The organism is Pseudomonas sp. BRG-100 (genome assembly GCF_000737955.1).
GTDB lineage: Bacteria > Pseudomonadota > Gammaproteobacteria > Pseudomonadales > Pseudomonadaceae > Aquipseudomonas > Aquipseudomonas synxantha_A.
Map to the genome: position 1 here is coordinate 3644314 of NZ_JPRX01000001.1, position 25907 is coordinate 3670220.

Sequence of the window (25907 nt, forward strand, 5' to 3'; positions counted from 1 at the left end):
GGACCGCTCTATCCTTCCTTGCTGGGGGGAGGAGAGTCGGTGTGACGGCAAGGGAAGTCAATGGAAATGGCAGTGGGAAACAGCTGAAAGGCCCGTAGGATCAGTCGTTGACTGTTCCTACGGGGAGCATCCCGCTGTCAGCTATTAGGCAGCAAGCGACAAGTAATGCTCTTGATATACCGCGTCTCGACAATCGCCGGATGCACCGGGTGGTCCGGGCCCTGGCCGCCGCGTTCGAGCATCTGGATATTGCGATCCAGGTGACGGGCGCTGGTCAGCAGGATGTTTTGCAGATCGTCTTCCGGCAGGTGCATCGAGCACGAAGCGCTGACCAGGATGCCGTCCTTGCTGAGCAGGCGCATGGCTTGCTCGTTGAGGCGGCGGTAGGCGCCTTCGCCATTCTTCATGTCTTTTTTGCGTTTGATGAAGGCCGGTGGATCGGCGACGATCACGTCGAAGCGCTCTTCGCTGGCTTTCAGTTCTTTCAACGCTTCAAAGACGTCGCCTTCGATGCAGGTCATCTTCTCGGCAAAGCCGTTCAGCGCGGCGTTGCGCTCTACGCCGTCGAGGGCGAAGGCCGAAGCGTCGACGCAGAACACTTCACTGGCGCCAAAGGCTGCAGCTTGCACGCCCCAGCCGCCGATGTAGCTGTACAGGTCGAGCACGCGCTTGCCTTTGGCATACGGGGCCAGGCGGGCGCGGTTCATGCGGTGGTCGTAGAACCAGCCGGTTTTCTGGCCCTGGATCACCGGGGCTTCGAATTTCACGCCGTTCTCTTCCAGCGCCACCCACTCCGGCACCAGGCCGAAAACCGTTTCGACGTAGCGGTTGAGGCCCTCGGCGTCGCGTGCGGCGGAGTCATTCTTGAACAGGATGCCGCTGGGCTTGAGCACCTGGGTGAGGGCCGCGATCACGTCTTCTTTATGCGCTTCCATGGTCGCCGAAGCGATCTGCACCACCAGGATGTCGCCGAAACGGTCGACCACCAGGCCCGGCAGCAGGTCGGAATCACCGTAGACCAGGCGGTAGAACGGCTTGTCGAACAGGCGATCACGCAGGGACAGCGCGACGTTGAGGCGGTGCACCAGCAGCGACTTGTCCAGCGGCAACTTGATGTCGCGCGACAGCAGGCGGGCGCAGATCAGGTTGTTCGGGCTCATGGCCACGATGCCCAGGGTCTTGCCGCCGGCTGCTTCCAGGATAGCCTGGTCGCCTGCCTGGAAGCCGTGAAGTGGGGTGGCGGCCACGTCGATTTCGTTGCTGTAGACCCACAGGTGGCCGTTGCGCAAACGACGATCGGCGTTGGCTTTGAGACGCAGGCTTGGCAGGGACATGACGTCGCTCCGGAAAAAAGAGCGGGAGTATACCCTTTGCGCACTCTTTCATGTGGGAGCTGGCTTGCCTGCGATGCGGGCGGTGCGGTGTATCAGACGTACGGTGGTAATGCTATCGCAGGCAAGCCAGCTCCCACATTCGATCGGGTTTCACTTGGGTTTTTGGGTGTCGGTCACGGCTGCATAAGGGGTAGAATTCGCGCCTAGTCCAGAGTGTGTATTTATGTCCCAAGAGCTTTCCGCCGAGCAGATTCAACAGGCCCTGCAAGGCATCAGCGTGCCGCCCCAACCGCAAATCATGGTGGATTTGCAGATGGAGCAGTACATGCCCGACCCGGACCTGGAAGTGATCGCACGGTTGATCTCCCAGGACCCGGGCTTGTCTGGTGCGCTGCTGAAGATCGTCAACTCGTCGTATTACGGCTTGAGCAACAAGATCGCCTCGATCCAGCGTGCAGTTAACCTGCTGGGCAGCCGGTCGGTCATCAACCTGATCAATGCCTTGTCGATCAAGGGCGAGATGAGCGACGACACCATCGTCACCCTCAACCGCTTCTGGGACACCGCCCAGGATGTGGCCATGACCTGCCTCACCCTGGCCAAGCGCACCGGCTCGCAAACCGTCGACGAAGCCTATGCCCTGGGCCTGTTCCACGATTGCGGCGTACCGTTGATGCTCAAGCGTTTTCCCAACTACATGTCTGTGCTGGAACAGGCTTACGCCAACGCCGGCCCGGATTGCCGCGTGGTCGATACCGAAAACAACGCGTTCCACACCAACCATGCGGTGGTCGGCTACTACACCGCCAAGTCCTGGCGCCTGCCGGAGCATGTCACCGACGCCATCGCCAATCACCACAACGCTCTGGCGATTTTCAGCGATGAGTCGTCGCGCAACCCGCAGCTCAAGAACCTGCTGGCTATCTTGAAGATGGCCGAGCATATCTGTTCTTCCTACCGCGTACTGGGGAACCAGGCGGTGGACCATGAATGGAATGCAATCGGGCACCTGGTGCTGGATTACGTGGGCCTGTCGGATTACGACTTCGAAAGCCTGAAGTTGTCGATCCGCGAACTGGGTGCGCACTGAACCGTCATTCAAGAGGTACACATGCCCGAGTTACCTGAAGTCGAAACCACCCGACGCGGCATTGCCCCGCACCTGGAAGGCCAACGAGTCAGCCGCGTGGTGGTGCGTGAGCGGCGCCTGCGCTGGCCGATCCCGGAAGACCTGGATGTGCGCCTGTCCGGGCAGCGCATCGTGCTGGTGGAACGGCGGGCCAAGTACCTGTTGATCAATGCCGAAGTGGGCACCTTGATCAGTCACTTGGGTATGTCGGGCAACCTGCGTCTGGTTGAGGTCGGTATGCCCGCGGCCAAGCATGAACATGTGGATATCGAGTTGGAGTCGGGGATGGCCCTGCGCTACACCGACCCTCGGCGTTTCGGCGCGATGCTCTGGAGCCAGGATCCGCACAACCACGAGCTGCTGCTGCGTCTGGGCCCGGAGCCGTTGACCGAGCTGTTTGATGGCGAGCGTTTGTTCCAGCTGTCACGCGGCAAGTCCATGGCGGTGAAGCCGTTCATCATGGACAACGCGGTGGTGGTGGGCGTGGGCAATATCTATGCGACAGAGGCGTTGTTTGCGGCGGGTATTGACCCGCGGCGTGCCGCCGGTGGCATTTCACGCGGGCGCTATTTGAAGCTGGCGATTGAGATCAAACGGGTGCTGGCCGCCGCTATCGAGCGGGGCGGCACCACGCTGCGCGACTTTATCGGCGGTGATGGGCAGCCGGGGTATTTCCAGCAGGAACTGTTCGTGTATGGCCGTGGCGGCGAGGCGTGCAAGGTCTGCGGGAGCGAGTTGCGCAATGTGGTGCTGGGGCAGCGGGCGAGTGTGTTTTGCCCCAAGTGCCAGAGCTGATTGCTGGGTGAGGGCTGATATTGCTATCGCAGGCAAGCCAGCTCCCACATTTGAATGTATTCACATATCCAAGTGTGGGAGCTGGCTTGCCTGCGATGAGGCCTTTACGGGCAATGAAAAGGCTTAGGCCTTACCGGTAATCTTGCGGTACTTCTCCATCAACTGCTCTTCAGTCTCCGGGTGCGCTTCATCCAGCGGAATGCAATCAACCGGGCAAACCTGCTGGCACTGCGGTTCGTCGTAGTGGCCGACGCACTGGGTGCACAGGTTGGGGTCGATCACGTAGATCTCTTCGCCCTGGGAAATGGCGGCGTTCGGGCACTCGGGTTCGCAGACGTCGCAGTTGATGCAATCGTCGGTGATGATCAGGGACATGGAAACTCCTGCCAGGGCACTCTGCCAAGGCATCTGAAAACTAATGCGCGCAATTGTGCCGCATTGGCGCCCGCAGTGCGAGCAGGCACCGATTGAGCGGTCTTACTTCTTGAAGCGCAATGTCAGTGCGTCCGCCACGGCAGGATGCACGAACTTGGTGATATCTCCGCCCAAAGCAGCAATTTCACGAACTAACGTCGAGGAAATGAACGAATAACGCTCCGACGGTGTGAGGAACAGGCTTTCCACGTCCGGCGCCAGTTGGCGGTTCATGTTGGCCAGTTGGAATTCGTATTCGAAATCCGACACCGCCCGCAAGCCGCGCAAGAACACATTGGCGTTCTGCTCCTTGGCGAAATGCGCCAGCAATGTCGAAAAGCCCACTACTTCCACATTCGGCAGGTGCTTGGTGACCTCTTGCGCCAGCTCCACACGTTGTTCCAGGGGAAACAGCGGGTTTTTCTTGGGGCTGGCTGCGACCGCGATGATCACATGGTCGAACAGGCGAGAGGCGCGTTCGACCAGATCGCCATGGCCTTTGGTAATCGGGTCGAAGGTACCTGGGTACAACACTCGGTTCATCGCGTCGTCCTGGCGGAGTCCGTTGGGGAACCGGATGGTATCGCAGCCATCCCGGTCGGCCAAGTCGACTTACGTAGATAAATGCCGTGAATCGAACGGTTTTTCACGCTGTTTTCAGACGTTCGGCCAAGGCTGACGCCAGTTGGGCGCTCAATCCATACACCGACAACTGGGGATTTGCCCCGATGCTGGTAGGAAACAGCGAGCCGTCATGAATAGACAGGTTACGCAGTTGGTGGTGGCGACCGAGGCTGTCGGTTACCGCATGCTTCGGATCTTCGCCCATGGCACAGCCGCCCATCACATGGGCGCTGCCGAGTGTTGTGCGGTGCAACTCCAGGTTCAAACCGTCAATCATGCTGCGCGCTTCGGCCAGGCTGTTCACGTACCGTGCGTCGTGATGCAAAGGCTTGACCGATTTGGCCCCTGCCGCGAACTGAATCTCGGCCATGCTGTGGAAGGCCCGGCGCAGGCCGTCCCAGGCGTAGGGCGAAACCTGATAATCGAGCACGGGTGTGCCATCGCCGCGTAAATCCACGCTGCCGCCCGGGCTGTCGGGGTGAAAGCCGTCGCGCAGCAGGGCGAGCATGGCGTGGGTGTGAGGCAGTTGGTTCATGTCCAACGCGTTCTGTTTGCCGTAACCGCCAAACAAGGTGCTGGCCAATCCTGGGTGTAAGGGTGGCGCTTCGAGCTTGTAGGACATTTTGCCGGTAGTGCCGTCCTGCCATTGGAAATGGTCGGAGTAAATCGATTGCGGCGCACCGTAGAACGGGTTGATCACTTCGTCGAACAGCCCCGCCGAGAAGTTGACCAGGTGCAAGAAGGTCCGCTTGCCCAGCCGCGAATGCGGGTCGGGCGCGTCCGAGCGCATCAGCAGGGCCGGGCTATTGATACCGCCGCCCGACAGCACGTAATGCCTGGCTTTTACGGTGATCTTGCGCCCGGTCGGCGCCACGCAGCGCTCGTCCATGGCCACGCATTCCAGGCTGCTGATGGTGTCGCCGCTGTATTTGAGCTGCTCGGCGCGGGCGAGGTACAGCAGTTCGCCGCCTTTCTCCAGGGTGGAGGGGATAGTCGTCACCAGCATCGATTGTTTGGCGTTCACCGGGCAACCCATGCCGCAATAACCCAGGTTGAAGCAGCCGCGCACATTGCGCGGGATCACATGCCAGCTGTAGCCAAGCTTTTCGCAGCCTTTGCGGATCACATCGTTGTTGGCATTCGGTGGAAGCGCCCAGGGTGCGATGCCCAGGCGCTGTTCCATTTTTTCGAACCAGGGCGCCATCTCGGTGCTGCTGTGGCCCTTCACCGCGTATTCGCTGGCCCAGTGGGCGAGGGTGGCGTCGGGTGTACGAAAGCTGGAGGTCCAGTTGATCAAGGTGGTGCCGCCCACCGCCCGGCCTTGCAGGATGGTGATGGCGCCGTCCTTGCTCATGCGGCCGATGCCTTCCTGGTAGAGGCTGGCGTAGGCTTCGTCTTCGAGCAGCTTGAAGTCACTGCTGGTCTTGAGGGGGCCCTCTTCGATCAGCAACACCTTGTAGCCAGCGGCGCTGAGGATCTCGGCGGTGGTGCCACCACCGGCACCGCTGCCAATAATGGCTACATCGGCTTCCAGGGTCAGGTCGTTGTCGAGGGCGGCGCAATTGTGGGTTTTCCAACCACGGGCCAGGCCATCGCGGAACAGATCGGGTACGGGCATCAGGGTCGTCTCTGGTTTTTATTGTGAGGGATGCGAATCAGATCTTCGGTGGGCCGGGATAACCGCAATGGGCCCAGGAGGCGGGCCGAAAATACCAGGCCATGATCACCAACTTGAGCAGCGAGCCCTGGCCCATGCGCAGCAGGTTCAGGTAGCTGTTTTCCCAGCGGTGCAGGAAGTTGCGGATCTGCTCGCTGCTGGCATTTTCCCAACTGCCCCAGATACCGGTCAGCGGGCCGCGGGTGATGCCCATGCCCAGCACGTCGAATAACTGCTGGGTGAGCTTGAACATCTCCGGCGACAAGTTTTGCAGGCTGTAGTCGAGTTTTTTCAGGGTGTCTTCAATGCCTGCGACCACTGTCTCGGCGCTGGCCGCACCCTCCAGCAGCACTGGGATCACCGCGCGCAAGAACGGCAAATCACTGGCGCGCAACATCGCGAAGCCGCTGGCCGGCGTACTGCTGGAGCAACCGCTGAGACTGGCGCCAAGCCCGGCCGTGGCGAGGAAAGCGCTGGCGCACAAGCCGATTTTCAAGACGCCGCGCCGAGACAGTGCGGGTGAATCGTTCAGGCTGGGGTTCATTGTTTTTATCGTCCTGAAGGTGACGGTTATCAGCGGATAAACAACTTCTGGATCAATTTCTGAATCGATTTGCCGTAAGGGGGGTAGATCAACTTCGCCGCGTTCAGGCGCTGTTTAACCAGCACGCCCTTGGCCTTGCTGAATGTCAGGAAGCCTTCATGGCCGTGGTAATGGCCCATGCCCGACGGGCCGATGCCACCAAATGGCATGTCGTCCTGGGCTACGTGCAGCAAGGTGTCGTTCAGGCATACGCCGCCGGAATGGGTTTCGTGAAGCACACGCTCCTGCTCGTTCTTGTTGTAGCCGAAGTAGTACAGGGCCAGTGGGCGTGGACGCTGGTTGATGTAGGCAAAGGCTTGGTCAAGGCCGCGATACGGCACGATGGGCAAGAGCGGGCCGAAAATCTCGTCCTGCATGACTGTCATGTCGTCGCTGACATTCAGCAGCAGGCTGTGGGCCATACGTCGAGCCTGGCCTTGCTCGTACAGTGGGACCAGGGTGGCGCCCTTGTCGGTGGCGTCCTTGGCGTAGGCATTGAGCCGGGCCAGTTGCCGCTCGTTGATGATGGCGGTGTAGTCCGGGTTGTCGGCCAGGGTCGGATAAAACCCACGTACGGCCTTGGAATACGCCTCGACAAACCCTGCGACGCGGTCCTCCGGCACCAGCACATAGTCTGGCGCCACACAGGTTTGCCCGGCATTCAAGGCTTTGCCGAAGGCGATACGCTCGGCGGCGTCCTTGAGCGGTACATCGGCCGAGACGATGGCTGGCGACTTGCCGCCCAGTTCCAGGGTGACCGGCGTGAGGTTTTCGGCCGCCGCACGCATCACGTGTTTGCCAATGCTGGTGGCGCCGGTGAACAGCAGGTGATCGAAGCGCAATTTGGAAAACGCCATGCCCACTTCGGCTTCGCCCAGCACCACGCACACCAGGTCCTCGGGAAAGATCCTTGCCAGCAGCGCCTTGAGCAGTTCGCCGGTGGCCGGTGTGGACTCGCTGAGCTTGAGCATCACCCGGTTGCCGGCGGCCAAAGCCCCGACCAACGGGCCGATAGCCAGATACAACGGGTAGTTCCACGGCACGATGACGCCGACGACGCCCAACGGTTGATAAATGACTTTGGCCGAGGCGGGCTGGAAGGCAATGCCTACAGCGCGGCGGGAGGGTTTCATCCAGCCCTTGAGGTGTTTGCTGGCATAGTGAATGCCATGCAGGCTGGGCATCAATTCGGCGAACAGGGTTTCGTCTGCGCTGCGATGGCTGAAGTCCTGGCTGATCGCAGTGATCAGCGCCTGGCGTTCGTCGCTGAGCACATCGCGCAGGGCCTTGAGCCATTGTTGGCGTTGCGCAGCCGGTGGCATCGGGTTGGCGGCGTAGGCGCGACGCTGGGCTTCGAACAGCTCCTGGAGGTGGTCCAAGGCCTGGGCATCTTGCAGGTAGGCAACGTTGGCAGACATGGCGCAGTTCCCGATTGTTATAGGTCTGCCTGGATTTTTAGAGTCATTGCTCTAAGTTGTCAAATAACATTGCAGTAACATCCAGATTTAACCTGGCCGGCATAGGCCGTAAGATGCCCCATCCCGTGTTTGGAAGCTGATCCCCCATGGCACCACGAGTAAAGACCAGCGAGCGCATTGTGCAAACCAGCCTGGAGCTTTTTAACCAGCAGGGCGAGCGCAGTGTCAGCACCAACCATATCGCCGCCCATATGGAGATTTCTCCGGGCAACCTGTACTACCACTTCCCCAACAAGCAGGCGATCATCGCCGTGCTGTTTCGCGAATATGAAGCCCTGGTGGACAGTTTCCTGCGCCCGCCCCAGGGGCGCACGATGGTGGTGGAGGACAAGCGCTTTTATCTGCAAGCCGTGCTGGCGGGCATGTGGCGCTATCGTTTCCTGCACCGCGACCTCGAACATCTGCTGGAGAGCGATCCGGAACTGGCCACGGGCTATCGGCGGTTTTCCCAGCGTTGCCTGATCCAGGGCGGTGCCATTTACCAGGGGTTTGTCGATGCCGGCATTCTGAATATGGACCCGGTGCAAACCGAAGCCCTGACCCTGAATGCCTGGATCATCCTGACCTCCTGGGTGCGGTTCCTGTGCACCACCAACGAAAAGTCCACCCACCTGAGCGCCGAGGCGATCAAGCGCGGGGTGTACCAGGTGCTGGTGTTGGAGGCGGGGTTTGTCACGCCCCAGGCCAAAGAAGCGGTGGATGCGTTGTTCAAGGAATTTTACGTGCCCCTGAACCAGGCACTGGAAGAAGTGAAGTAAGACCTTTCCCCTTTGTATTCACAGGAGTCAGTCATGCCGCTTGCCCAACTGATCAGCCCCCCGCAATTGGCCGAGCGCCAGAAGTCGGCAGGGCTGGTGATCCTGGATTGCCGCTTTGCCCTGGAAGACCCGGATTACGGCCTGTGCAGCTACACCGAAGGGCATATCGAGGGCGCGCAATACGCCGACCTGGAGCGCCACCTCAGCGGTCCGGTAACCAAGGGCGTGACGGGTCGTCATCCTTTGCCAGCAGCAGACACGTTCGCCAAGCAGCTACGGGCCTGGGGCATCAGCGCCGACACCGATGTGGTGCTGTATGACGACGGCCCCGGTGCCTATGCCGCCCGTGCCTGGTGGCTGCTGGCCTGGCTGGGCAAGCGTGATGGGGTGTTTATTCTCGATGGTGGCCTCAAGGCCTGGCACAGCGCCGGTTTCCCCTTGAGCCTGGATGCGCCGGTGACCGAGCCGGGCACCTTCACTGGTACGCCGGATAATCGGCTGGTGCTGGATGCCGAGCATTTGCAAAAACGCCTGGGTCAGCCCGGCCTGACCTTGATCGACGCCCGCGCCCAGCCGCGTTTTCGTGGCGAAGTAGAGCCCATAGACCCGATTGCCGGGCATATTCCCGGCGCGCAGTGCGCAGCATTCAATGAAAACCTGGGCAGTGACGGGCGCTTCCTGCCGGCCGAGCAGCTCAAGCAACGCTTTGCTGCGCAGTTGCAGGGGCGCCCGCCGCAGGAGTTGGTGGCGTATTGCGGTTCGGGGGTGACGGCGTGCCATAACCTGTTTGCGCTGGCGTTGGCGGGGTATCCGTTGGGTAAGTTGTATGCGGGGTCGTGGAGTGAGTGGATTACGGATCCGGCGCGGGAAATTGCAACAGGCGACTGAGCAATTGGCCCTGTAAACCCAATCAAAATGTGGGAGGGGGCTTGCCCCCAATTGCAGTGTGTCAGTCTCAGTATCTGTAACTGATCCACCGCTATCGGGGGCAAGTCGAATCGTCGCACCGCCCCTCCCACATTTTTAACTGCGTTGTGTCAGTAACCACTGTGGGATGCGGCGTTCCAAGTAATAGCCGGGACGTTTCAGTGAACCCTCCACAAAGCCCACATGCCCACCCTTTGTCAGCAATTCAAACTCGGTGCACTCCGACAGCTCACTCGCTTCCGGCAGGCTATGAGCAAACACAAACGGATCATCGGCGGCCTGGATGATCAGTGTTGGTGTGCGGATATCGCCCAGGTAGTAGCGACTGGATGCGCGGCGATAGTAATCCTCAGCACTCAAGAAGCCATGCAACGGCGCAGTCACTCGCCCATCGAAGTCCCAGAACGTGCGCATCTTCTCCAGGGAGCCCAGTGCCTCCAGGGTTTTCAGTCCTTCCTCACGTCCATCTTGCAAAAACTGGCGTTGCTTTACGCGAATGTACGCCAGCATCTCGCGCATGAAATGCTTCTGGTAAATCCGCGAAAACCCCAGACCGATGCGATCAGCGCATTGGTCCAGGCGAAACGGTACCGAGACCGCCGCCGCGCCTTGCAGCCCCGAAGTCACGCCGGTTTCGCCCAAGTGCTTGAGCAACACATTGCCGCCCAGGGAATACCCCACGGCATACAGCGGTGCCAGTGGCCGTTTGGCGCGCAGATGGGCAATCGCCGCGGCCAGGTCTTCGCTGGCCCCGGAGTGATAACTGCGCGCCAGAAGGTTGGGCTCGCCCGAGCAGCCGCGCCAGTTCAACGCAACGCTGGCCCAACCTTGGCCGGCGAGGGCTTGTTGCAGGCCGGCCACATAGGGCGAATTGGACGAACCGGTCAGTCCATGCAGCACCAGTACCAACGGTGCGTGCAGGTCATGGGGGCCATGCCAGTCGAGGTCGAGGAAGTCGCCGTCTTCCAGCCATAGACGTTCGCGTTGGCGTTCGATATGGGTCGTTGGGCGCAACAGCGGCCCCCACAGTGTTTGCAGGTGAGGGTTGCCGAGGCCGAAGGCGGGTTTGAACAGATCGGAAGAGGGGGTCATGAAACTCTCGGTAGCCAGTGAGCTCGCCGTGGCAAGCTCCCCTGCCACAGGTTAAGCGGCGTTTTCGACCAGGCGATGCCACAACGCGTAATACACCCGCCCGGACTTTTGCTCCCGATGCAGGCGCCAACTGCCCGGCAGGCCGAGCGTTGACGGCGCGGTCTCGCTTTCAGTGTAGATCCAGGCATCCGGTGCCAGCCACTGGCGCTCTTCGAGCAAAGCACACACAGTCGGCAGCAGGTTCTGGTTGAACGGCGGGTCGAGAAACACCACGTCGTATTCAGTCACCGCCTGGGTTTCCAGGTAGCGCAGCGCGTCAGCCGTCTGTACCTGGCCGGTGGTGCAACGCAGCGTGCCCAGGTGTTCCTTGAGGCTGGACACCGCCACATTACTGGCATCCAACGCCTGGCCCTGGGCCGCGCCACGCGACAGCGCCTCCAGGAACAGCGCGCCACTGCCGGCGAACGGGTCCAGCACCTTGGCCCCGCCGATGTATGGCGCAAGCCAGTTGAACAGGGTTTCACGCACGCGATCCGGCGTCGGGCGCAGGCCTACGACGTCGGGGAAGCTCAGCTTGCGGCTGCCCCATTCACCGCCAATGATGCGCAGTTGGCCCACACCGTTATGTACGTTGTGGACAGGTTTTTTCGGGCGAGATGAACTGGCCATTAATGCTCCGGAACCCCGAGCGGCTGCTCGGCAGGTTTATCAGTGGGGGGCGGTAGTGGCTTTTGCGCAATCGTCGGGCCGGCGGTCACGATGACCATCTTGTCGGCGCTCAAGTGTTTGTTCATGGCTGCCTTGACCTGCTCTACGGTCAGGGCCTGGGATTGTTTCATGAAATCTTCCAGATAGCTCAGCGGCAGGTTGTAAAAACCCATGGCGCCCAGTTGCCCGACAATATCGGCGTTGCTGGCGGTGGACAGCGGGAAGCTGCCGGCCAGTTCGCGCTTGGCGTCGTCCAGTTCTTTTTGCGTGGGGCCGTTCTTGAGGTAGTCAGCCAGTACATCCTCAACCAGGCGCAGGGTGCCGCCGCTCATTTCGGCGCGGGTCTGCAAGTTGATCATGAACGGGCCGCGCACCTGCATCGGCGAGAAACCGGAGTACACGCCGTAGGTCAGGCCGCGTTTTTCGCGCACTTCGCTCATCAAGCGGGTGCCGAAGCCACCGCCGCCAAGGATCTGGTTGCCCAGGGACAGAGCTGCGTAGTCCGGATCGGCGCGGTCGATGCCCAATTGCGCAAACAGCAGGTGGGTTTGCTTGGAGGGAAACTCGATACGGCTCAGGCCGGCTTTTGGCTCGGTCGGTTGAGCGATCTTGGCCATGGCGGGCCCTTTGGGCAGCGAGGCCGACACTTTGGCCGTCATGGCCTCGGCCTCAGCGCGAGTCAGGTCGCCGACCACCGCAATCACAGCATTACCCGCCGCGTAGGCTTTGGCGTGGAATGCCTTCAACTGCGCCAGGGTGATCTTCGGCACACTCTCGGGGGTGCCTTCGCTCGGGTGCGCGTAAGGGTGATCGCCGTACAGGCGCTTGAACAGTTCGATGCTCGCCAGCTTGGCGGGGTTCTGCTTCTGATACTCGAAGCCGGCCAGGATCTGGTTCTTGATCCGCGCCAGGGAGTCTGCCGGGAACGTCGGTTGGCCAATAACCTGGTCGAACAGTGCCAGGGCTGCGGTGCGCTTATCGCTGTCGCTGAGGCTGCGCAGGGTGACCAGCGCCATGTCGCGGTAGGCACCATTGCCGAAGTCGGCGCCGAGGCCCTCAAAACCACTGGCGATCTGGCTGACATCCTTGCCCGGCACGCCTTCGTTGAGCATGGCGTTGGTCATCAGCGCCAGGCCCGGTATGTCGCCATCCTGGCTGCTGCCGGCGGCGAACAGGATGCGCATGTCGAACATCGGCAGTTCATGGGCTTCGACAAACAGCACCTTGGCGCCTTCGGCGGTGGTCCAGGTTTGCACATCGAGCTTGCGGTTGGTTGGCGCCTTGCCGTCCAGTTCCGCCAGCGACTGCAGGGTGCTGGCCGATTGGGCCTTTTCCAGAGCCTGGCTGGCGACCGACTCGCTCGGGCGCAGGAAATACACGGCACTGGCCGCAACCAGGGTGACTGCGATCAGGCTGGGCAGGATCAGGCGGCTGCTTTTACGATCACTCATGAGCGGTCTCCTCAGGCAATACATGGGCGACGCTCAGACGTTCGCGGGTGAAATAGGTGCGCGCGGCTTTCTGGATATCTTCTGGCGTCACGCTTTGCAGGTCAGCCAGTTCGGTGTCCATCAGCTTCCAGGACAGGCCGACGGTTTCCAGGGAGCCGATGGCAGTGGCCTGGCTGGTGATGGAGTCACGCTGGTACACCAGGCCGGCAATGACCTGGGCCCGGATGCGCTCCAGTTCTTCAGCGGTCGGCGGCTTGGCTTTCAACTCATCAAGCAGGCGCCACAGGCCGGCTTCGGCTTGGGCGACGGTCTTTTGTTTCTGCTGGTTGGGCGTGGCCGAGAGCATGAACAACGTATCGCCACGGGTATAGGCGTCGTAGTTGGTGGACGCGGCGGATACCAGCTCCTCACCACGTTCCAGTTGCTCGGAGATACGTGCACTGTAGCCGCCGTCCAGCAGGGCCGAGATCAGGCGCAAGGCTTGCACCGAGCGTTTGTCTTCGGCGGTGGCCAGGCCCGGTACGTTGAAGCCCAGGAACACGCTTGGCAGTTGGGTCTGCACCCGCAGGGTCAGCAGGCGCTCGCCGGGTTCGGCCAGCTCCAGCGGGATCTTCGCCGGTGGCACATCACGCTTGGGGATCGGGCCGAAGTAACGCTGGGCCAGGCTTTTCACCTCGTCCGGGGTCACATCGCCGACCACTACCAGGGTAGCGTTGTTGGGCACATACCAGGATTGGTACCAGTGGCGCAGTTCCTCGACCTTCATGCGCTCAAGGTCAGCCATCCAGCCGATGGTCGGCGTGTGGTAGCCGCTGGCCGGGAAGGCCATGGCCTTGAAGCGTTCGTAGGCCTTGGACATCGGGTTGTCGTCGGTGCGCAGGCGGCGTTCTTCCTTGATTACCTCGATTTCGCGGATGAACTCGTCGGCGGGCAGGCGCAGGCTGGCCATGCGGTCGGCTTCCAGCTCAAAGGCCACGCCCAGGCGGTCGCGGGCCAGCACCTGGTAATACGCGGTGTAGTCATCGCTGGTGAACGCGTTTTCTTCGGCGCCCAGGTCACGCAGGATCAGCGAGGCTTCGCCGGGGCCGACCTTGGCGCTGCCTTTGAACATCATGTGTTCAAGGGCGTGGGACAAACCGGTCTGGCCTGGGGTTTCGTAGCTTGAACCAACCTTGTACCAGACTTGGGAAACCACCACTGGCGCGCGATGGTCTTCGCGCACGACCACTTTAAGGCCGTTATCCAGAGTGAATTCATGAGTGGGTTGTGGGTCGGCAGCGAAGGCTGAAAGGGGCAGACAAACTGTGCTGAGCAGCAGGCCTGCGGCGCGGCGGGCTAGAGCATTCATTCGTTTTTTAACCTGTTGGGCTGCCCGCTTGGTCTTAGCGTCGGCGGGCGAGGAGGTGCTAGGATACTGATCCGATTTAGGGACGGCCACTGCGGTCGTCATCTAGTCCTGGGTTCAGTCGTAGGAAAGTTGGAGTAGTTGGCGTTTTTCCCCGACAATCTTCCACGTTTCGCCGATTTTATCGCTTCAGTCCCATATTGAAACGATTTGCCAAGGCACTTATTTACGCCTTACAAAATGTTGCGCATGAACAAGCGGGCGTTAAAGCAGTCTGTTCTGCATCGAATTTATTTACCGAGGCGCCCTGGCGCATCGCTACTTTGAGATAGCCGTCCTCCATGTTTGGTTCCAACGACGACAAGAAGAGCCCAGCTGCGGCTGGCGAGAAAAAAGGCCTGTTCGGATGGCTGCGCAAAAAGCCGCAGGAAACCGTCGTCGAACAGCCGCAGGTTCAAGCTGAGCCTATTCCAGAGCCTATAGTAGAAGCCGAGCCGGTTGCCGAGACGCCGGCGCCGGTGGTGTTGCCCATCGCGGAGCCGGTATTGCAGCCGGTGGTCGAGGCAGAACCCGAGCCGGAGCCCGAGCCCGAGCACAAACCGTGGCTTGCGCTACCGGTAGCCGAAGAGCCGGTGGCACTGGTTGAAGATGTGCAGGCTGAACACGTGACGCCGCCCATTCCGGTGGCGCCACCGGTAGAGGTAGTGGTCCAGACGCCGCCAGCGGTCGAAATCCCGGTTGAAGTGCCTGCTGTCGTTGCCGAGCCTGCGGTCATCGAAGAGCCTGTCGCGCCAGCCGAAACCAGCAAGAGCGGCTTTTTCGCCCGCCTCAAGCAGGGTCTGAGCAAGACCAGCGCCAGCATCGGCGAAGGTATGGCCAGCCTGTTTCTGGGCAAGAAGGTCATTGACGATGAACTGCTGGAAGACATCGAAACCCGCCTGCTCACCGCCGATGTGGGTGTCGAAGCCACTGCCGTGATCATCCAGAGCCTGACTCAGAAGGTCGCGCGCAAGCAACTGACCGACGCCGATGCGTTGTACAAATCCTTGCAGGCCGAACTGGCTGCAATGCTCAAGCCCGTGGAAGCGCCGTTGGTGATCACCCCGAACAAGCCGTTCGTGATCCTGGTGGTCGGCGTCAACGGCGCGGGCAAAACCACCACCATCGGCAAGCTGGCCAAGAAGCTGCAGGGCGAGGGCAAGAAAGTCATGCTCGCCGCCGGTGACACCTTCCGTGCCGCCGCCGTCGAGCAGTTGCAGGTATGGGGCGAGCGCAACAAGATCCCGGTGATCGCCCAGCACACCGGCGCCGACTCCGCTTCGGTGATCTTCGATGCCGTGCAGGCCTCCAAGGCGCGTAATATCGACGTGTTGATCGCCGATACCGCCGGGCGCCTGCACACCAAAGACAACCTGATGGAAGAGCTGAAGAAAGTGCGCCGTGTGATCAGCAAGCTCGACGCCGATGCGCCGCATGAAGTCTTGCTGGTGCTCGACGCCGGTACTGGTCAGAACGCCATCAGCCAGGCCAAACAATTCAACCAGACGGTGCAGCTGACCGGCCTGGCATTGACTAAGCTCGACGGCACGGCCAAGGGCGGGGTGATTTTCGCCCTGGCTAAACAGTTCGGGTTGCCGATTCGTTATATCGGTGTCGGTGAAGGTATCGACGACCTGCGCACCTTTGAAGCCGAACCCTTTGTACAGGCACTGTTTGCCGAGCGGGAGCGTTCATGATTCGATTCGAACAGGTCGGTAAACGCTATGCCAACGGGCATGTGGGCTTGCATGAGCTGAGCTTTCGAGTGCGTCGCGGCGAGTTCTTGTTTGTCACCGGTCACTCGGGCGCTGGCAAAAGCACGCTGTTGCGCCTGTTACTCGCCATGGAGCGCCCGACCACCGGCAAGTTGCTGCTGGCGGGCCAGGACCTGGCTACCATCAGCAATGCGCAAATTCCGTTTCTACGCCGCCAGATCGGCGTGGTGTTCCAGAATCACCAGCTGCTGTTCGATCGCACGGTGTTCAACAACATCGCGCTGCCGCTGCAGATTCTCGGGCTGTCCAAAGCCGAAATCGTCAAGCGCGTGGATTCGGCGCTGGAGCGCGTGGCATTGTCGGACAAGACCGACCTTTACCCGGGGGACCTGTCCACCGGCCAGCAACAGCGCGTCGGTATTGCCCGCGCCATCGTCCACCGCCCGGCCTTGCTGCTGGCGGACGAACCCACCGGTAACCTCGACCCGCGCCTGGCGGCCGAGATCATGGGGGTGTTCGAAGACATCAATCGGCTGGGCACCAGCGTATTGATCGCCAGCCACGACCTGGCCCTGATCGCCCGTATGCGCCATCGTATGTTGACCTTGCAACGTGGCCGCTTGATCGGTGATGGGGAGGCTGGCGTATGAGTGCTACCCGTAGCCCCAAAGTATCCGAACGCGTGGCACCCAAGCCTGCCGATCCGCAACCGCCGAAGAAAAAGCGTGACGAAGACGATGGCCCGGACTTCGGCACCTTGCTGCGCGCCTGGATCGAAAGCCATCGCGCCAGCCTGCTTGACAGCCTGCGTCGCCTGGGCAAACAGCCGATCGGCAGCTTTTTCACCTGCCTGGTCATGGCCGTAGCCTTGAGCCTGCCGATGGGCTTGTCGCTGCTGCTTAATAATGTGGAGCGCCTCGGCGGTTCCTGGCAGCGGGCGGCGCAGATATCGCTGTACCTGAATCTGGACACCAGCAGCAAGGACGGCGAAGCGCTACGCGACGACATCAAGAACATTCCGGGCGTAGCGGATGCCGAATACATAAGCCGCGATCAAGCCCTTGAAGAATTCCAGCAGCAGTCCGGCCTGGGCGAGGCGCTCAAGGAGCTGCCGCAGAACCCGCTGCCGGGCGTGGTGCTGGTGACGCCGAACGAGGTCGACAAGCCGGCGCTGGAGGCCCTGCGACAAAAACTCGCAGAGATGCCCAAGGTGCAACAGGCCCAACTTGATCTAGTCTGGGTAGAGCGCCTGGCCGCGATCCTCAAGCTGGGTGACCGCTTTGTGTTCGGCCTGACGGTGTTATTAGTGTCTGCATTACTTTTGGTGATAGGTAATACCATTCGTCTTCATATTGAAAACCGTCGCACCGAGATAGAAGTGATTAAACTGGTCGGCGGCACGGACAGCTATGTACGCCGTCCTTTCCTGTACATGGGCGCGCTTTATGGCCTGGGTGCCGGGGTCTTGTCCTGGGGCGTGCTGGCGTTTGGCCTGAATTGGTTGAACGACGCGGTTGTCGGGCTGGCGGGTTTGTATGGCAGTGATTTTGCCCTGGCCGGGGTGCCGGTAGCCGATGGTCTGAGTCTCTTGCTTGGCGCGGTGTTGTTGGGGTATATCGGTGCCTGGATTGCGGTAGCACGGCATTTACGTGAACTGGCGCCGAAGTAGTTAATGCCAGATTAATGTGGTTTCGTTTGTATTGACCGTATCAGTGGTTTAGGGAACTTGTCCTACGGTTCCCAGGTCAATTTTCGCAGTGCTGAACTGCACGAGTTATGTGAGTCGGAGGTTTTTTCGTATGACCACTTCTTTGCAACCTGCTTATGCCTTGGTCCCGGGTGCGAACCTGGAGGCCTATGTGCACACGGTCAACAGCATTCCATTGCTGACACCCGAGCAGGAGCGTGAACTGGCCGAGAGTCTCTACTATGAGCAGGATTTGGGGGCGGCTCGGCAGATGGTGCTCGCCCACCTGCGTTTTGTCGTACATATCGCCCGTAGCTATAGTGGCTACGGCCTGGCCCAGGCTGACCTGATTCAGGAAGGCAACGTTGGCCTGATGAAGGCTGTAAAGCGCTTCAACCCTGAAATGGGTGTGCGCCTGGTGTCGTTCGCCGTGCACTGGATCAAGGCGGAAATCCACGAGTTCATCCTGCGCAACTGGCGCATCGTGAAAGTCGCGACCACCAAGGCCCAGCGCAAACTGTTCTTCAACCTGCGCAGCCAGAAGAAACGCCTGGCGTGGCTGAACAACGAGGAAGTCCACCGCGTGGCTGAAAGCCTCGGTGTGGAGCCTCGTGAAGTGCGCGAGATGGAAAGCCGCCTGACCGGCCATGACATGGCCTTTGACCCAGCCGCCGAAGCGGATGACGACAGCGCCTTCCAATCGCCTGCCAACTACCTGGAAGACCACCGGTACGACCCGGCGCGTCAACTGGAAGACGCCGACTGGAGTGACAATTCCAACCACAACCTGCACGAAGCGCTGGAAGTGCTGGACGACCGCAGCCGTGACATTCTCTACCAGCGCTGGCTGGCAGAAGAGAAAGCCACGCTGCATGACCTGGCGCAGAAGTACAACGTGTCGGCCGAGCGGATTCGTCAGCTTGAGAAAAGCGCGATGAACAAGCTGAAGTTGTCGATCGCCGCCTAATTTAGCTGGCAATGCTAGTTTGAAAATGTGGGAGGGGGCTTGCTCCCGATAGCAGAGTGTCAGTCAACATCAAAGTGACTGATCTATCGCTATCGGGAGCAAGCCCCCTCCCACATTTGTTTTGTGTTGTGTCAGTTGGACCAGGGGGCTTTTCGAGAGTTGTTCAGCTCAGTCAGGTATCCAGCGCCACCTAATTGACTCATCTGCTGGCGAATCCAAGCCGCTCGCCTGGCCACATACGCGGTCGGATGACTGGCACTCCATACCCTTGGATTAGGCAACACCGCCGCCAGATAGCTGGCCTGTTGCCGCGAAAGCCCCTTGGCGCTCACGCCAAAATGGTGCCGCGCCGCCGCCTCTGCGCCGAATACGCCTTCATCCCATTCCACGCTGTTGAGGTACACCTCAAGAATCCGCTCCTTGGGCCACAGCACCTCGATCAACCCGGTGAACCACGCTTCCAGGCCCTTGCGCAAATAGCTGCGGCCGGCCCACAGGAACAGGTTTTTCGACACTTGCTGGCTCAGCGTACTGGCGCCGCGAATCGAGCCGCCGCGTTCGTTGTGCAGGATCGCGGCCTGGATCGCGCCAAAATCAAAGCCCCAATGTTGCGGGAAGCGCTGGTCTTCACCGGCCATCACTGCCACTTTCAGGTCGTTGGAAATCTCATCCCACGGCACCCAGGTGCGTTGCAGGTCAATGGGCTCACCGTCGATCCAGGATTCGACCTTGCGCTCCACCATCAATGCAGTGAACGGTGGCGGGACAACCCTGAACAGCAGCACCAGCAACACACTGCCGATGGCGAACCATTTCACGACGTTGAGAAAGCGTTTGAAGAGGACACGCAGCATAGAGATGGCTTGGCCGAACCCGTTGAGCGGGCCATTATACAGACCCTGCCCGATGAGTCTGACTGGAGTTCCCCATGCTGCGTAGCTTTCTGATGCTGGCTGCCTTTTTCGGTTTTACCGGTGTCGCCCTGGGTGCGTTCGCCGCCCACGGCCTGAAAAACCGCCTGAGCGCCGACTACCTGGCGATCTTCCATACCGGCGTGACCTACCAACTGGTGCACGCCCTGGCGTTGTTCGGCGTGGCGTTGCTGGCGGCGCATATTCCCGGTCGATTGGTCAGTTGGGCGGGTATCTCGTTTACCGTCGGTATTCTGTTGTTCTCGGGCAGCTTGTATGCGCTGACGATGACTGGCATCAGCAAACTGGGGATCATCACGCCGTTTGGCGGGCTGGCGTTCCTGCTTGGCTGGTTCTTCCTTGGCCTGGCAGCGTGGCGCTTGCAGCTTTGACCGCTTGACGCTTGGAGCTGACCGGCAGGTCCCAATCGCGCTAGAATGCGGGCCCCTAAAAACGATGGCGGCCCGTGGCATGCGCATTCAGTTGAACGGCGAACCCTTTGAACTGCCCGACGGTGAAACCGTCGCAGCCCTGCTGACCCGCCTGGACCTGACCGGGCGTCGCGTCGCAGTGGAGCTCAACCTGGATATCGTCCCGCGTAGCCAGCACGCCGAGACCTCGCTGAAGGAAAACGACCAGGTCGAAGTGGTCCACGCCATCGGTGGCGGTTAGCCCGCCACGGCGGTAACGCATTCTGCAGAACCTCATCCAAACAGAGGATTTCCCATGAGCATCGTTCGTAACGACAAGCCTTTCGTCCTGGCCGGTCGTACCTACCAGTCCCGCTTGCTGGTCGGCACCGGCAAGTACCGCGACATGGAAGAGACCCGCCAGGCCATCGAAGCCTCGGGTGCCGAAATCGTGACGTTCGCCGTGCGCCGCACCAACCTGGGCCAGATTGAAGGCGAACCGAACCTGCTCGAAGTGCTGTCCCCAGACCGCTACACCTTCCTGCCGAACACCGCCGGTTGCTACGACGCCATCGAAGCCGTGCGCACCTGCCGCCTGGCCCGTGAGTTGCTGGACGGCCACAACCTGGTGAAGCTGGAAGTGCTGGCCGACCAGAAAACCCTGTTCCCCAATGTGATCGAAACCCTCAAGGCCGCCGAGACCCTGGTCAAGGAAGGCTTTGACGTGATGGTCTACACCAGCGATGACCCGATCATCGCCCGGCAGCTGGCAGAAATCGGCTGCATCGCGGTGATGCCACTGGCTGGCCTGATCGGTTCCGGCCTGGGCATCTGCAACCCGTACAACCTGCAGATCATCCTTGAAGAAGCCAGGATCCCAGTGCTGGTGGATGCGGGCGTGGGCACTGCCTCCGACGCGACCATCGCCATGGAACTGGGCTGCGACGCGGTGCTGATGAACTCGGCCATCGCCCACGCCCAGCAACCGATCATGATGGCCGAAGCCATGAAACACGCGATCGTCGCGGGCCGCCTGGCCTACCTCGCCGGGCGCATGCCGAAAAAACTCTATGCCAGCGCCTCTTCGCCGCTGGATGGTCTGATCAAGTAAGAGCTATTGATGACTGAATCAAACGAAACGCCGAACACCGTGGAAGCGGGCGACGAGTCCAAGCACCGCCGCATCAAGAGTTTTGTGATGCGCGCCGGCCGTATGACCGAAGGCCAGCAAAAGGGCCTGGAGCAAGGCACGCCGCTGTTCGTTTTGCCCCTGGCCGATGCGCCGGTTGATTACGACCAGGTGTTTGGCCGTTCGGCCCCACGCTCCCTGGAAATCGGTTTCGGCATGGGCCACTCCCTGCTGGAAATGGCCGCGGCCGCGCCGGAGCAGGATTTCATCGGTGTGGAAGTCCACCGTCCAGGTGTCGGCGCATTGCTCAATGGCGTGCTGACCCAGGGCCTGACCAACCTGCGAGTTTACGACTGCGACGCGATTGAAGTGCTCAACCGCTGCATCGCCGACAACAGCCTCGACCGCCTGATGCTGTTCTTCCCCGACCCGTGGCACAAAGCCCGTCACCACAAGCGTCGTATCGTCCAGGCCTCCTTCGCAGAACTGGTGCGCAGCAAGCTCAAGGTGGGCGGCATCCTGCACATGGCCACCGACTGGGAACCGTACGCGGAATACATGCTGGAAGTGATGAACGTCGCCCCTGGCTACCGCAACCTGGCCGAAGACGGCAAATGCGTGCCACGCCCGGCCGAGCGGCCGATCACCAAGTTCGAACGCCGCGGCGAGCGATTGGGGCATGGGGTGTGGGATTTGAAGTTTGAGAAGCTGGCTTAAGTAACCCTGCTATCACGGCAGTGGAATGGCTGCGTTCCACTGCCACTTGGTTTTTTTCTTGTAAAGGAATACAAGCGCTTGAAGTCCATTCTTTCCAGCCTGCTGCTCAGTCTGCTGTCTGCGGCAGCCTTCGCGGCTAGCTCCCCCTCTCTACCAGTGATTTCCCCTGATGATTATTTTGAGCGTGCTCAAAAGAAGGCGGAACAACTCAAGCTGCTGTTCGATGATAACGTCAAGCTTGAAGCCAGTGGCGAGCTGGATAAGGCCACGTTGCCCGAACAACTCAAAGAGGTTCAGGGCGCTATAGCGGCGTACCAACATGATTTGAAGATGGCCTCAGAGGGCGGGCACGTTGTCGCGACTTACATGCTGGCCAATATCCAAAGCCGGTTCGGCATGTCCGAGCAAGAGCGCAAGCAGGTTTGTGAACCGATGCACAAGGCGATGGATCAAGGTCTGTTGGCCGCTGGTGTGGGTTATTACTATCAGTGCGATATGACGTACATGCGTCTTGATCTGCTTGATCCTGGGCACATAAAGTATCTTGAGACGCTCAAGCAGATGCTGCTCAAAGTTGACGCCAACCGTGATTATTACCCGTTGTACACCAATCGCTCGCTTTGTTTTGAGAGTGATCGGCTAGCCGAGGCCAAGGAAGAAAGAACCTTGGGCAACATGCAAGCTCGCGCCAGTGTGCGGATGCTGACCTATGATCAGTACCGGGCTGACGCCTACTATATCTTGGCGGCGACACGTATGAACGACGAAGGTAAGCCCGACAGCGTGAACTTGACTTACCTGAATCAGGCTCTGGCCTTGGGTTGTAAAGACCCGATGACGCTTAAAGAGTATTACGAAAAAAGTTTTGGTAATCAGGCCGCTAAATAGGTTCGAGGAACCGAACAGGAACCTGCTCCGTCAGCCAGACGCCGTTCTCAGCCTGGAAAAACTTGAAACCCTCGGCCAGCATCTCCGGGGTGTTTACCTTAAGAATCACGACAGTCCCGTAGCGCTGCCCAACTTCCCTGGCAGTCTCAAGCTGTTCGCTGAGGTGCACATGATGACGGGAGCCTGGAATAAGGCCCTTCTGGTTGATTGACTCGACAAATCGTGTTGCGGTGCCGTGGTAGAGGAGTGCTGGCGGTTGTTTTTCTTCGAGTTGCAGCTGGACGCTTGGGTTGGAGTGGCCCTGCACGGCCCGAATATTTTGACCATTTTCGGAAAACGAAAAGCGTTTCTTCTCGTTTGTGCGCACGACCTGTTCCAGCAGTTCCCGGGTAAGGTTGCGTCCTTCACGTGACGCGGCGTCGATCAGTGCCGTCACGCTTGCCCAGCCCTCTGAATCCAGCGAAAGGCCTATCGCTTGCGGTTCGTGACGTAATACATAGCTCAGGAATTTGCTGGTGTCGTCCAGTAGCTTTTTGCTCATGTGATGTCCTTATCTCGGTCTGGTCTGATCAGCGCCGGTCTGCCACCACCCCAATCAACACCAGCACCACCACCAACACCGGCGCCAGGCTGTAGTTATTGAATTGGCTCAGCCCCCGCACAATCCACGGCGTAGCGTAGATCAACGCCGCACCGCTGCCGATCATGCACAGCAGGGCCATCAAGGGCACGCGCAGGGCGCCGGCGATGCTGCCCAGGCGCGCTTCGACCCAGCCCTTGATATCGGCGCCGAACAGCACCAACAAGCAGCCCACGAGGGCCAGGGAGATTTCCGACAGGTTGCTACGGCTCCAGCGGGATACGGTGGCGAGCAGGTCGAGTACCAGATCCATTCGATTTCCTTAAGAGCGATCAGCTCAAAAACTTCTGCAACAGGTCATTGAGAAAGAGTTGCCCGCGGTCGGTTGCCGCCAGGCGTGACGGTTCGACCTGCATTAATCCACTTTGTTCTGCCTCGCGGCGGCCTTCATCGAGGCTGGCCAGATCAAGGCCGGTGCGTTCGGCGTAGAGCTTGGCATCGACCCCTTCGGTCAGGCGCAGAGCGTTCATCAGGAACTCGAACGGCAGTTCGTCGTTGGTCAGCTCTTTCGCTCCGGCCTGGAAGCTTTTGGCCGGGTTGAGGTAGTCCTTGGGGGCGCGGGTTTTCCAGGTGCGTACGATGCGCCCGTCCGGGTGGCTGAGCTTGCCGTGGGCGCCGGCGCCGATGCCGATAAAGTCGCCAAAGCTCCAGTAATTCAGGTTGTGTCGCGCCGGGCGGCCGGGCTGGGCATAGGCCGACACCTCGTATTGCGCGTAACCGTGTTCGGCGAGCAGCGCCTGGCCGGCTTCCTGGATGTCCCACAGTGTGTCGTCTTCCGGCAGCGCGGGCGGCTGGTTCCAGAAGACGGTGTTGGGTTCCAAGGTCAGTTGGTACCAGGACAGGTGTGTCGGCTTGAGCGCAATGGCTTGGCGCAGGTCGCCCAGGGCGTCGTCCAGGGACTGGTTGGGCAAACCGTGCATCAAGTCCAGGTTGAAGTTATCGAACCCTGCCTGGCGCGCCATGCCAGCGGCGCGCACGGCTTCATCGCCATTGTGAATACGGCCCAGGGCTTCAAGCTTCTCTTGCTGGAAGCTCTGGATGCCGATGGACAGGCGATTGATCCCCAGTTTGCGGTACGCCACGAACTTCTCTTGCTCGAAGGTTCCGGGGTTGGCTTCCAGGGTGATCTCGATATCCGCGGCGAACCGAATACGGGCTTCCACGCCTTTTAACAAGCGGCCCAAGGCGGCGGCGCTGAACAGGCTGGGCGTGCCGCCACCGAAGAAAATCGAACTCAGCTCCCGGCCATAAACGGCGTGCAGGTCTTGATCCAGATCCGCCAGCAATGCATCTACATACTCTTCTTCCGGCAGCACCTTGCTGGCGGTGTGGGAGTTGAAGTCGCAATACGGGCATTTGCGCACGCACCAAGGGATGTGGATGTACAGCGCCAGGGGCGGCAGGTGGGGCAGGGCCGCCCGTGGTGTTTGCGCGCCACCGTGGATCAGCGGCTGCGCAGAGGTGTTCTGGGTCATTTCAAGCCCAGGCGCTGGCGCAGCAACACCATGGCGCGGGCGCGGTGGCTGATCTGGTTCTTGTCGGCCGGGCTCAGTTCGGCGCTGGAGATATTGCGCTCCGGCACCCAGAACAAAGGGTCGTAACCGAAGCCATGCTCACCGCTGGCGGCGTGCAGGATGCGCCCGTGCCACAAGCCTTCGCACAGGATCGGTAGCGGGTCATCGGCATGTCGCACCAGGGCCAGCACGCAGACGAACTGTGCACCACGTTCGGCGTCGGGCACGTCCTTGAGCGCGTCGAGCAGCTTGGCGTTATTGGCTGCGTCGCCCTTGCCATCAGCGTAACGGGCCGAATAAATGCCGGGCGCGCCGCCGAGAAAGTCCACCGCCAGGCCCGAGTCATCCGCCAGGGCCGGCAGGCCGGAGATGCGTGCTGCGTTGCGGGCCTTGAGGATGGCGTTCTCAACGAACGACAAGCCGGTTTCTTCCGGTTCGACCTGGCTGAACTCGCCAATCGAACGCAGTTGCACGGATTCGCCGAGCATGGCCTGCAGTTCTTTGAGTTTGCCGGTGTTATGGCTGGCCATTACGAGTTGGGTAAGGTTCATCATTCGGCCGGAAACAGTTCTTGGTTGAATTGGAAACCATGGGCTTTGCCGCCGGTTTCAACGTTGATGGTAAATGTCTTGTATTCCCGCTGGGTCACCGAGTAGGGCGCGAGGTAGCTGATGCCGCCTTTCTCTTCGATTTGCTTGAACGTCAGGATTTCGCTTTTGCCGCCCAGGTCTTTGATGGTACCCGTCACTTGCGCCGCGACCGGGGTGACGCCCTTGATCACGGTTACGTTGATCAAACCCTTCTCCTTGCTGCGCACTACGCCGACTTTCTGAGCGGTCTCGGGTGGCAGGAAGCTGGAGGTAAAGGTGTTGTAGTGGACGGTGATATCGCCAAAGTCTTTCTTGCGATTAGCGTCGATAGCGTCTGCAGCCATGGCGCTGGCGCCCAGGCATGCGGTCAATAGAAAAATAGCCAAACGACTCATGAACGTCCCT

General features: G+C 60.3%; 29 protein-coding genes. 13 read left to right on the forward strand and 16 right to left on the reverse strand.

Annotation, left to right across the window (positions count from 1 at the left end; genetic code table 11):
• Window positions 1-137 precede the first annotated feature (137 nt).
• Window positions 138-1334 (reverse strand): class I SAM-dependent rRNA methyltransferase, encoded by a 1197-nt coding sequence (locus JH25_RS11305; protein WP_005792302.1) that lies wholly within the window; start codon window positions 1332-1334, stop codon window positions 138-140.
• A 277-nt stretch (window positions 1335-1611) separates the two neighbouring features.
• Between JH25_RS11305 and JH25_RS11300 the strand changes: the two genes are divergently transcribed.
• Both JH25_RS11300 and mutM read left to right on the forward strand, forming a co-directional pair.
• On the forward strand, window positions 1612-2424 hold the full coding sequence (locus JH25_RS11300) for an HDOD domain-containing protein (protein ID WP_177327433.1): 813 nt from the start codon (window positions 1612-1614) through the stop codon (window positions 2422-2424).
• 21 nt (window positions 2425-2445) lie between these two features.
• On the forward strand, window positions 2446-3258 hold the full coding sequence (gene mutM / locus JH25_RS11295; protein ID WP_005792299.1) for a bifunctional DNA-formamidopyrimidine glycosylase/DNA-(apurinic or apyrimidinic site) lyase: 813 nt from the start codon (window positions 2446-2448) through the stop codon (window positions 3256-3258).
• A gap of 123 nt (window positions 3259-3381) precedes the next feature.
• Here mutM and JH25_RS11290 read toward each other — a convergent pair whose 3' ends face one another.
• From JH25_RS11290 to JH25_RS11270, 5 genes are all read right to left on the reverse strand, one after another.
• Window positions 3382-3633, reverse strand: a complete 252-nt coding sequence (locus JH25_RS11290) for a YfhL family 4Fe-4S dicluster ferredoxin (RefSeq protein ID WP_003195146.1) — start codon at window positions 3631-3633, stop codon at window positions 3382-3384.
• A gap of 102 nt (window positions 3634-3735) precedes the next feature.
• Complete coding sequence (gene coaD / locus JH25_RS11285; RefSeq protein ID WP_003195136.1) at window positions 3736-4215, reverse strand: pantetheine-phosphate adenylyltransferase; 480 nt, start codon at window positions 4213-4215, stop codon at window positions 3736-3738.
• A gap of 103 nt (window positions 4216-4318) precedes the next feature.
• Entirely contained in the window at window positions 4319-5914 is a 1596-nt protein-coding gene (locus tag JH25_RS11280; protein ID WP_032878901.1) for a GMC family oxidoreductase, read from the reverse strand.
• Between the two features lie 37 nt (window positions 5915-5951).
• Window positions 5952-6497, reverse strand: a complete 546-nt coding sequence (locus JH25_RS11275; RefSeq protein ID WP_005792296.1) for a hypothetical protein — start codon at window positions 6495-6497, stop codon at window positions 5952-5954.
• Window positions 6498-6526: 29 nt separating this feature from the next.
• Complete coding sequence (locus tag JH25_RS11270; protein ID WP_032878902.1) at window positions 6527-7954, reverse strand: coniferyl aldehyde dehydrogenase; 1428 nt, start codon at window positions 7952-7954, stop codon at window positions 6527-6529.
• A gap of 146 nt (window positions 7955-8100) precedes the next feature.
• Here JH25_RS11270 and JH25_RS11265 point away from each other — a divergent pair, with 146 nt between their 5' ends.
• Complete coding sequence (locus JH25_RS11265) at window positions 8101-8772, forward strand: TetR/AcrR family transcriptional regulator (RefSeq protein WP_005792294.1); 672 nt, start codon at window positions 8101-8103, stop codon at window positions 8770-8772.
• Between the two features lie 33 nt (window positions 8773-8805).
• Window positions 8806-9660: a sulfurtransferase gene (locus JH25_RS11260; RefSeq protein WP_032878904.1), complete on the forward strand. Its 855-nt coding sequence runs from the start codon at window positions 8806-8808 to the stop codon at window positions 9658-9660.
• A 135-nt stretch (window positions 9661-9795) separates the two neighbouring features.
• On the opposite strand, the gene JH25_RS11255 is transcribed toward JH25_RS11260, so the two are convergent.
• Genes JH25_RS11255 through JH25_RS11240 form a run of 4 tightly spaced genes read right to left on the reverse strand, consistent with a single transcriptional unit; the run spans window position 9796 to window position 14298 of the window.
• Window positions 9796-10791 carry a hydrolase gene (locus tag JH25_RS11255; RefSeq protein WP_032878905.1) on the reverse strand — a complete coding sequence of 332 codons (996 nt, stop codon included), beginning with the start codon at window positions 10789-10791 and terminating at the stop codon, window positions 9796-9798.
• 51 nt (window positions 10792-10842) lie between these two features.
• The gene (rsmD, locus tag JH25_RS11250; protein WP_005792291.1) at window positions 10843-11460 is read right to left on the reverse strand and encodes a 16S rRNA (guanine(966)-N(2))-methyltransferase RsmD; all 618 of its coding nucleotides are present in this window, start codon (window positions 11458-11460) and stop codon (window positions 10843-10845) included.
• Window positions 11460-12950 carry a M16 family metallopeptidase gene (locus JH25_RS11245; protein WP_032878907.1) on the reverse strand — a complete coding sequence of 497 codons (1491 nt, stop codon included), beginning with the start codon at window positions 12948-12950 and terminating at the stop codon, window positions 11460-11462. The genes rsmD and JH25_RS11245 overlap by 1 nt, the downstream gene beginning before the upstream one ends.
• Window positions 12943-14298, reverse strand: coding sequence for a M16 family metallopeptidase (locus JH25_RS11240; RefSeq protein WP_032878908.1), 1356 nt, complete (start codon window positions 14296-14298; stop codon window positions 12943-12945). Before JH25_RS11240 ends, JH25_RS11245 begins: the two co-directional genes overlap by 8 nt.
• 338 nt (window positions 14299-14636) lie before the next feature.
• On the opposite strand from JH25_RS11240, the gene ftsY reads away from it, so the two are divergent.
• From ftsY to rpoH, 4 genes are all read left to right on the forward strand, one after another.
• Complete coding sequence (gene ftsY / locus JH25_RS11235) at window positions 14637-16031, forward strand: signal recognition particle-docking protein FtsY (RefSeq protein WP_032878911.1); 1395 nt, start codon at window positions 14637-14639, stop codon at window positions 16029-16031.
• The gene (ftsE, locus tag JH25_RS11230) at window positions 16028-16699 is read left to right on the forward strand and encodes a cell division ATP-binding protein FtsE (RefSeq protein ID WP_003213784.1); all 672 of its coding nucleotides are present in this window, start codon (window positions 16028-16030) and stop codon (window positions 16697-16699) included. The genes ftsY and ftsE overlap by 4 nt, the downstream gene beginning before the upstream one ends.
• Window positions 16696-17718, forward strand: a complete 1023-nt coding sequence (ftsX, locus tag JH25_RS11225; protein ID WP_032878914.1) for a permease-like cell division protein FtsX — start codon at window positions 16696-16698, stop codon at window positions 17716-17718. The genes ftsE and ftsX overlap by 4 nt, the downstream gene beginning before the upstream one ends.
• Window positions 17719-17848: 130 nt before the next feature.
• A complete protein-coding gene (gene rpoH / locus JH25_RS11220; protein WP_003176698.1) occupies window positions 17849-18703 on the forward strand; it encodes an RNA polymerase sigma factor RpoH in 855 nt (284 codons plus the stop codon).
• Between the two features lie 131 nt (window positions 18704-18834).
• Here rpoH and mtgA read toward each other — a convergent pair whose 3' ends face one another.
• Window positions 18835-19557 carry a monofunctional biosynthetic peptidoglycan transglycosylase gene (gene mtgA / locus JH25_RS11215; protein ID WP_032878915.1) on the reverse strand — a complete coding sequence of 241 codons (723 nt, stop codon included), beginning with the start codon at window positions 19555-19557 and terminating at the stop codon, window positions 18835-18837.
• 74 nt (window positions 19558-19631) lie between these two features.
• Here mtgA and JH25_RS11210 point away from each other — a divergent pair, with 74 nt between their 5' ends.
• From JH25_RS11210 to JH25_RS0127215, 5 genes are all read left to right on the forward strand, one after another.
• Window positions 19632-20006 (forward strand): DUF423 domain-containing protein, encoded by a 375-nt coding sequence (locus tag JH25_RS11210; RefSeq protein ID WP_032878916.1) that lies wholly within the window; start codon window positions 19632-19634, stop codon window positions 20004-20006.
• Window positions 20007-20085: 79 nt separating this feature from the next.
• Window positions 20086-20286 carry a sulfur carrier protein ThiS gene (thiS, locus tag JH25_RS11205; protein WP_032878918.1) on the forward strand — a complete coding sequence of 67 codons (201 nt, stop codon included), beginning with the start codon at window positions 20086-20088 and terminating at the stop codon, window positions 20284-20286.
• 54 nt (window positions 20287-20340) lie between these two features.
• On the forward strand, window positions 20341-21135 hold the full coding sequence (locus tag JH25_RS11200) for a thiazole synthase (protein WP_032878919.1): 795 nt from the start codon (window positions 20341-20343) through the stop codon (window positions 21133-21135).
• A gap of 9 nt (window positions 21136-21144) precedes the next feature.
• Window positions 21145-21870, forward strand: a complete 726-nt coding sequence (trmB, locus tag JH25_RS11195; RefSeq protein WP_032878921.1) for a tRNA (guanosine(46)-N7)-methyltransferase TrmB — start codon at window positions 21145-21147, stop codon at window positions 21868-21870.
• A gap of 78 nt (window positions 21871-21948) precedes the next feature.
• The gene (locus JH25_RS0127215) at window positions 21949-22758 is read left to right on the forward strand and encodes a hypothetical protein (RefSeq protein ID WP_050549378.1); all 810 of its coding nucleotides are present in this window, start codon (window positions 21949-21951) and stop codon (window positions 22756-22758) included.
• Here the strand turns inward: JH25_RS0127215 and JH25_RS11190 are convergent.
• The 5 genes from JH25_RS11190 to JH25_RS11170 are packed head-to-tail and all read right to left on the reverse strand — an operon-like array spanning window position 22751 to window position 25897.
• On the reverse strand, window positions 22751-23299 hold the full coding sequence (locus JH25_RS11190; RefSeq protein ID WP_032878922.1) for an RNA 2'-phosphotransferase: 549 nt from the start codon (window positions 23297-23299) through the stop codon (window positions 22751-22753). The genes JH25_RS0127215 and JH25_RS11190 overlap by 8 nt on opposite strands.
• Window positions 23300-23327: 28 nt before the next feature.
• Window positions 23328-23651 carry a DUF3392 domain-containing protein gene (locus JH25_RS11185; protein WP_003176691.1) on the reverse strand — a complete coding sequence of 108 codons (324 nt, stop codon included), beginning with the start codon at window positions 23649-23651 and terminating at the stop codon, window positions 23328-23330.
• A gap of 19 nt (window positions 23652-23670) precedes the next feature.
• Window positions 23671-24873 (reverse strand): radical SAM family heme chaperone HemW, encoded by a 1203-nt coding sequence (hemW, locus tag JH25_RS11180; protein ID WP_032878924.1) that lies wholly within the window; start codon window positions 24871-24873, stop codon window positions 23671-23673.
• Window positions 24870-25466, reverse strand: a complete 597-nt coding sequence (rdgB, locus tag JH25_RS11175; protein WP_032878926.1) for an RdgB/HAM1 family non-canonical purine NTP pyrophosphatase — start codon at window positions 25464-25466, stop codon at window positions 24870-24872. The genes hemW and rdgB overlap by 4 nt, the downstream gene beginning before the upstream one ends.
• On the reverse strand, window positions 25463-25897 hold the full coding sequence (locus JH25_RS11170) for a DUF4426 domain-containing protein (protein WP_032878927.1): 435 nt from the start codon (window positions 25895-25897) through the stop codon (window positions 25463-25465). The genes rdgB and JH25_RS11170 overlap by 4 nt, the downstream gene beginning before the upstream one ends.
• Between the last annotated feature and the right edge of the window lie 10 nt (window positions 25898-25907).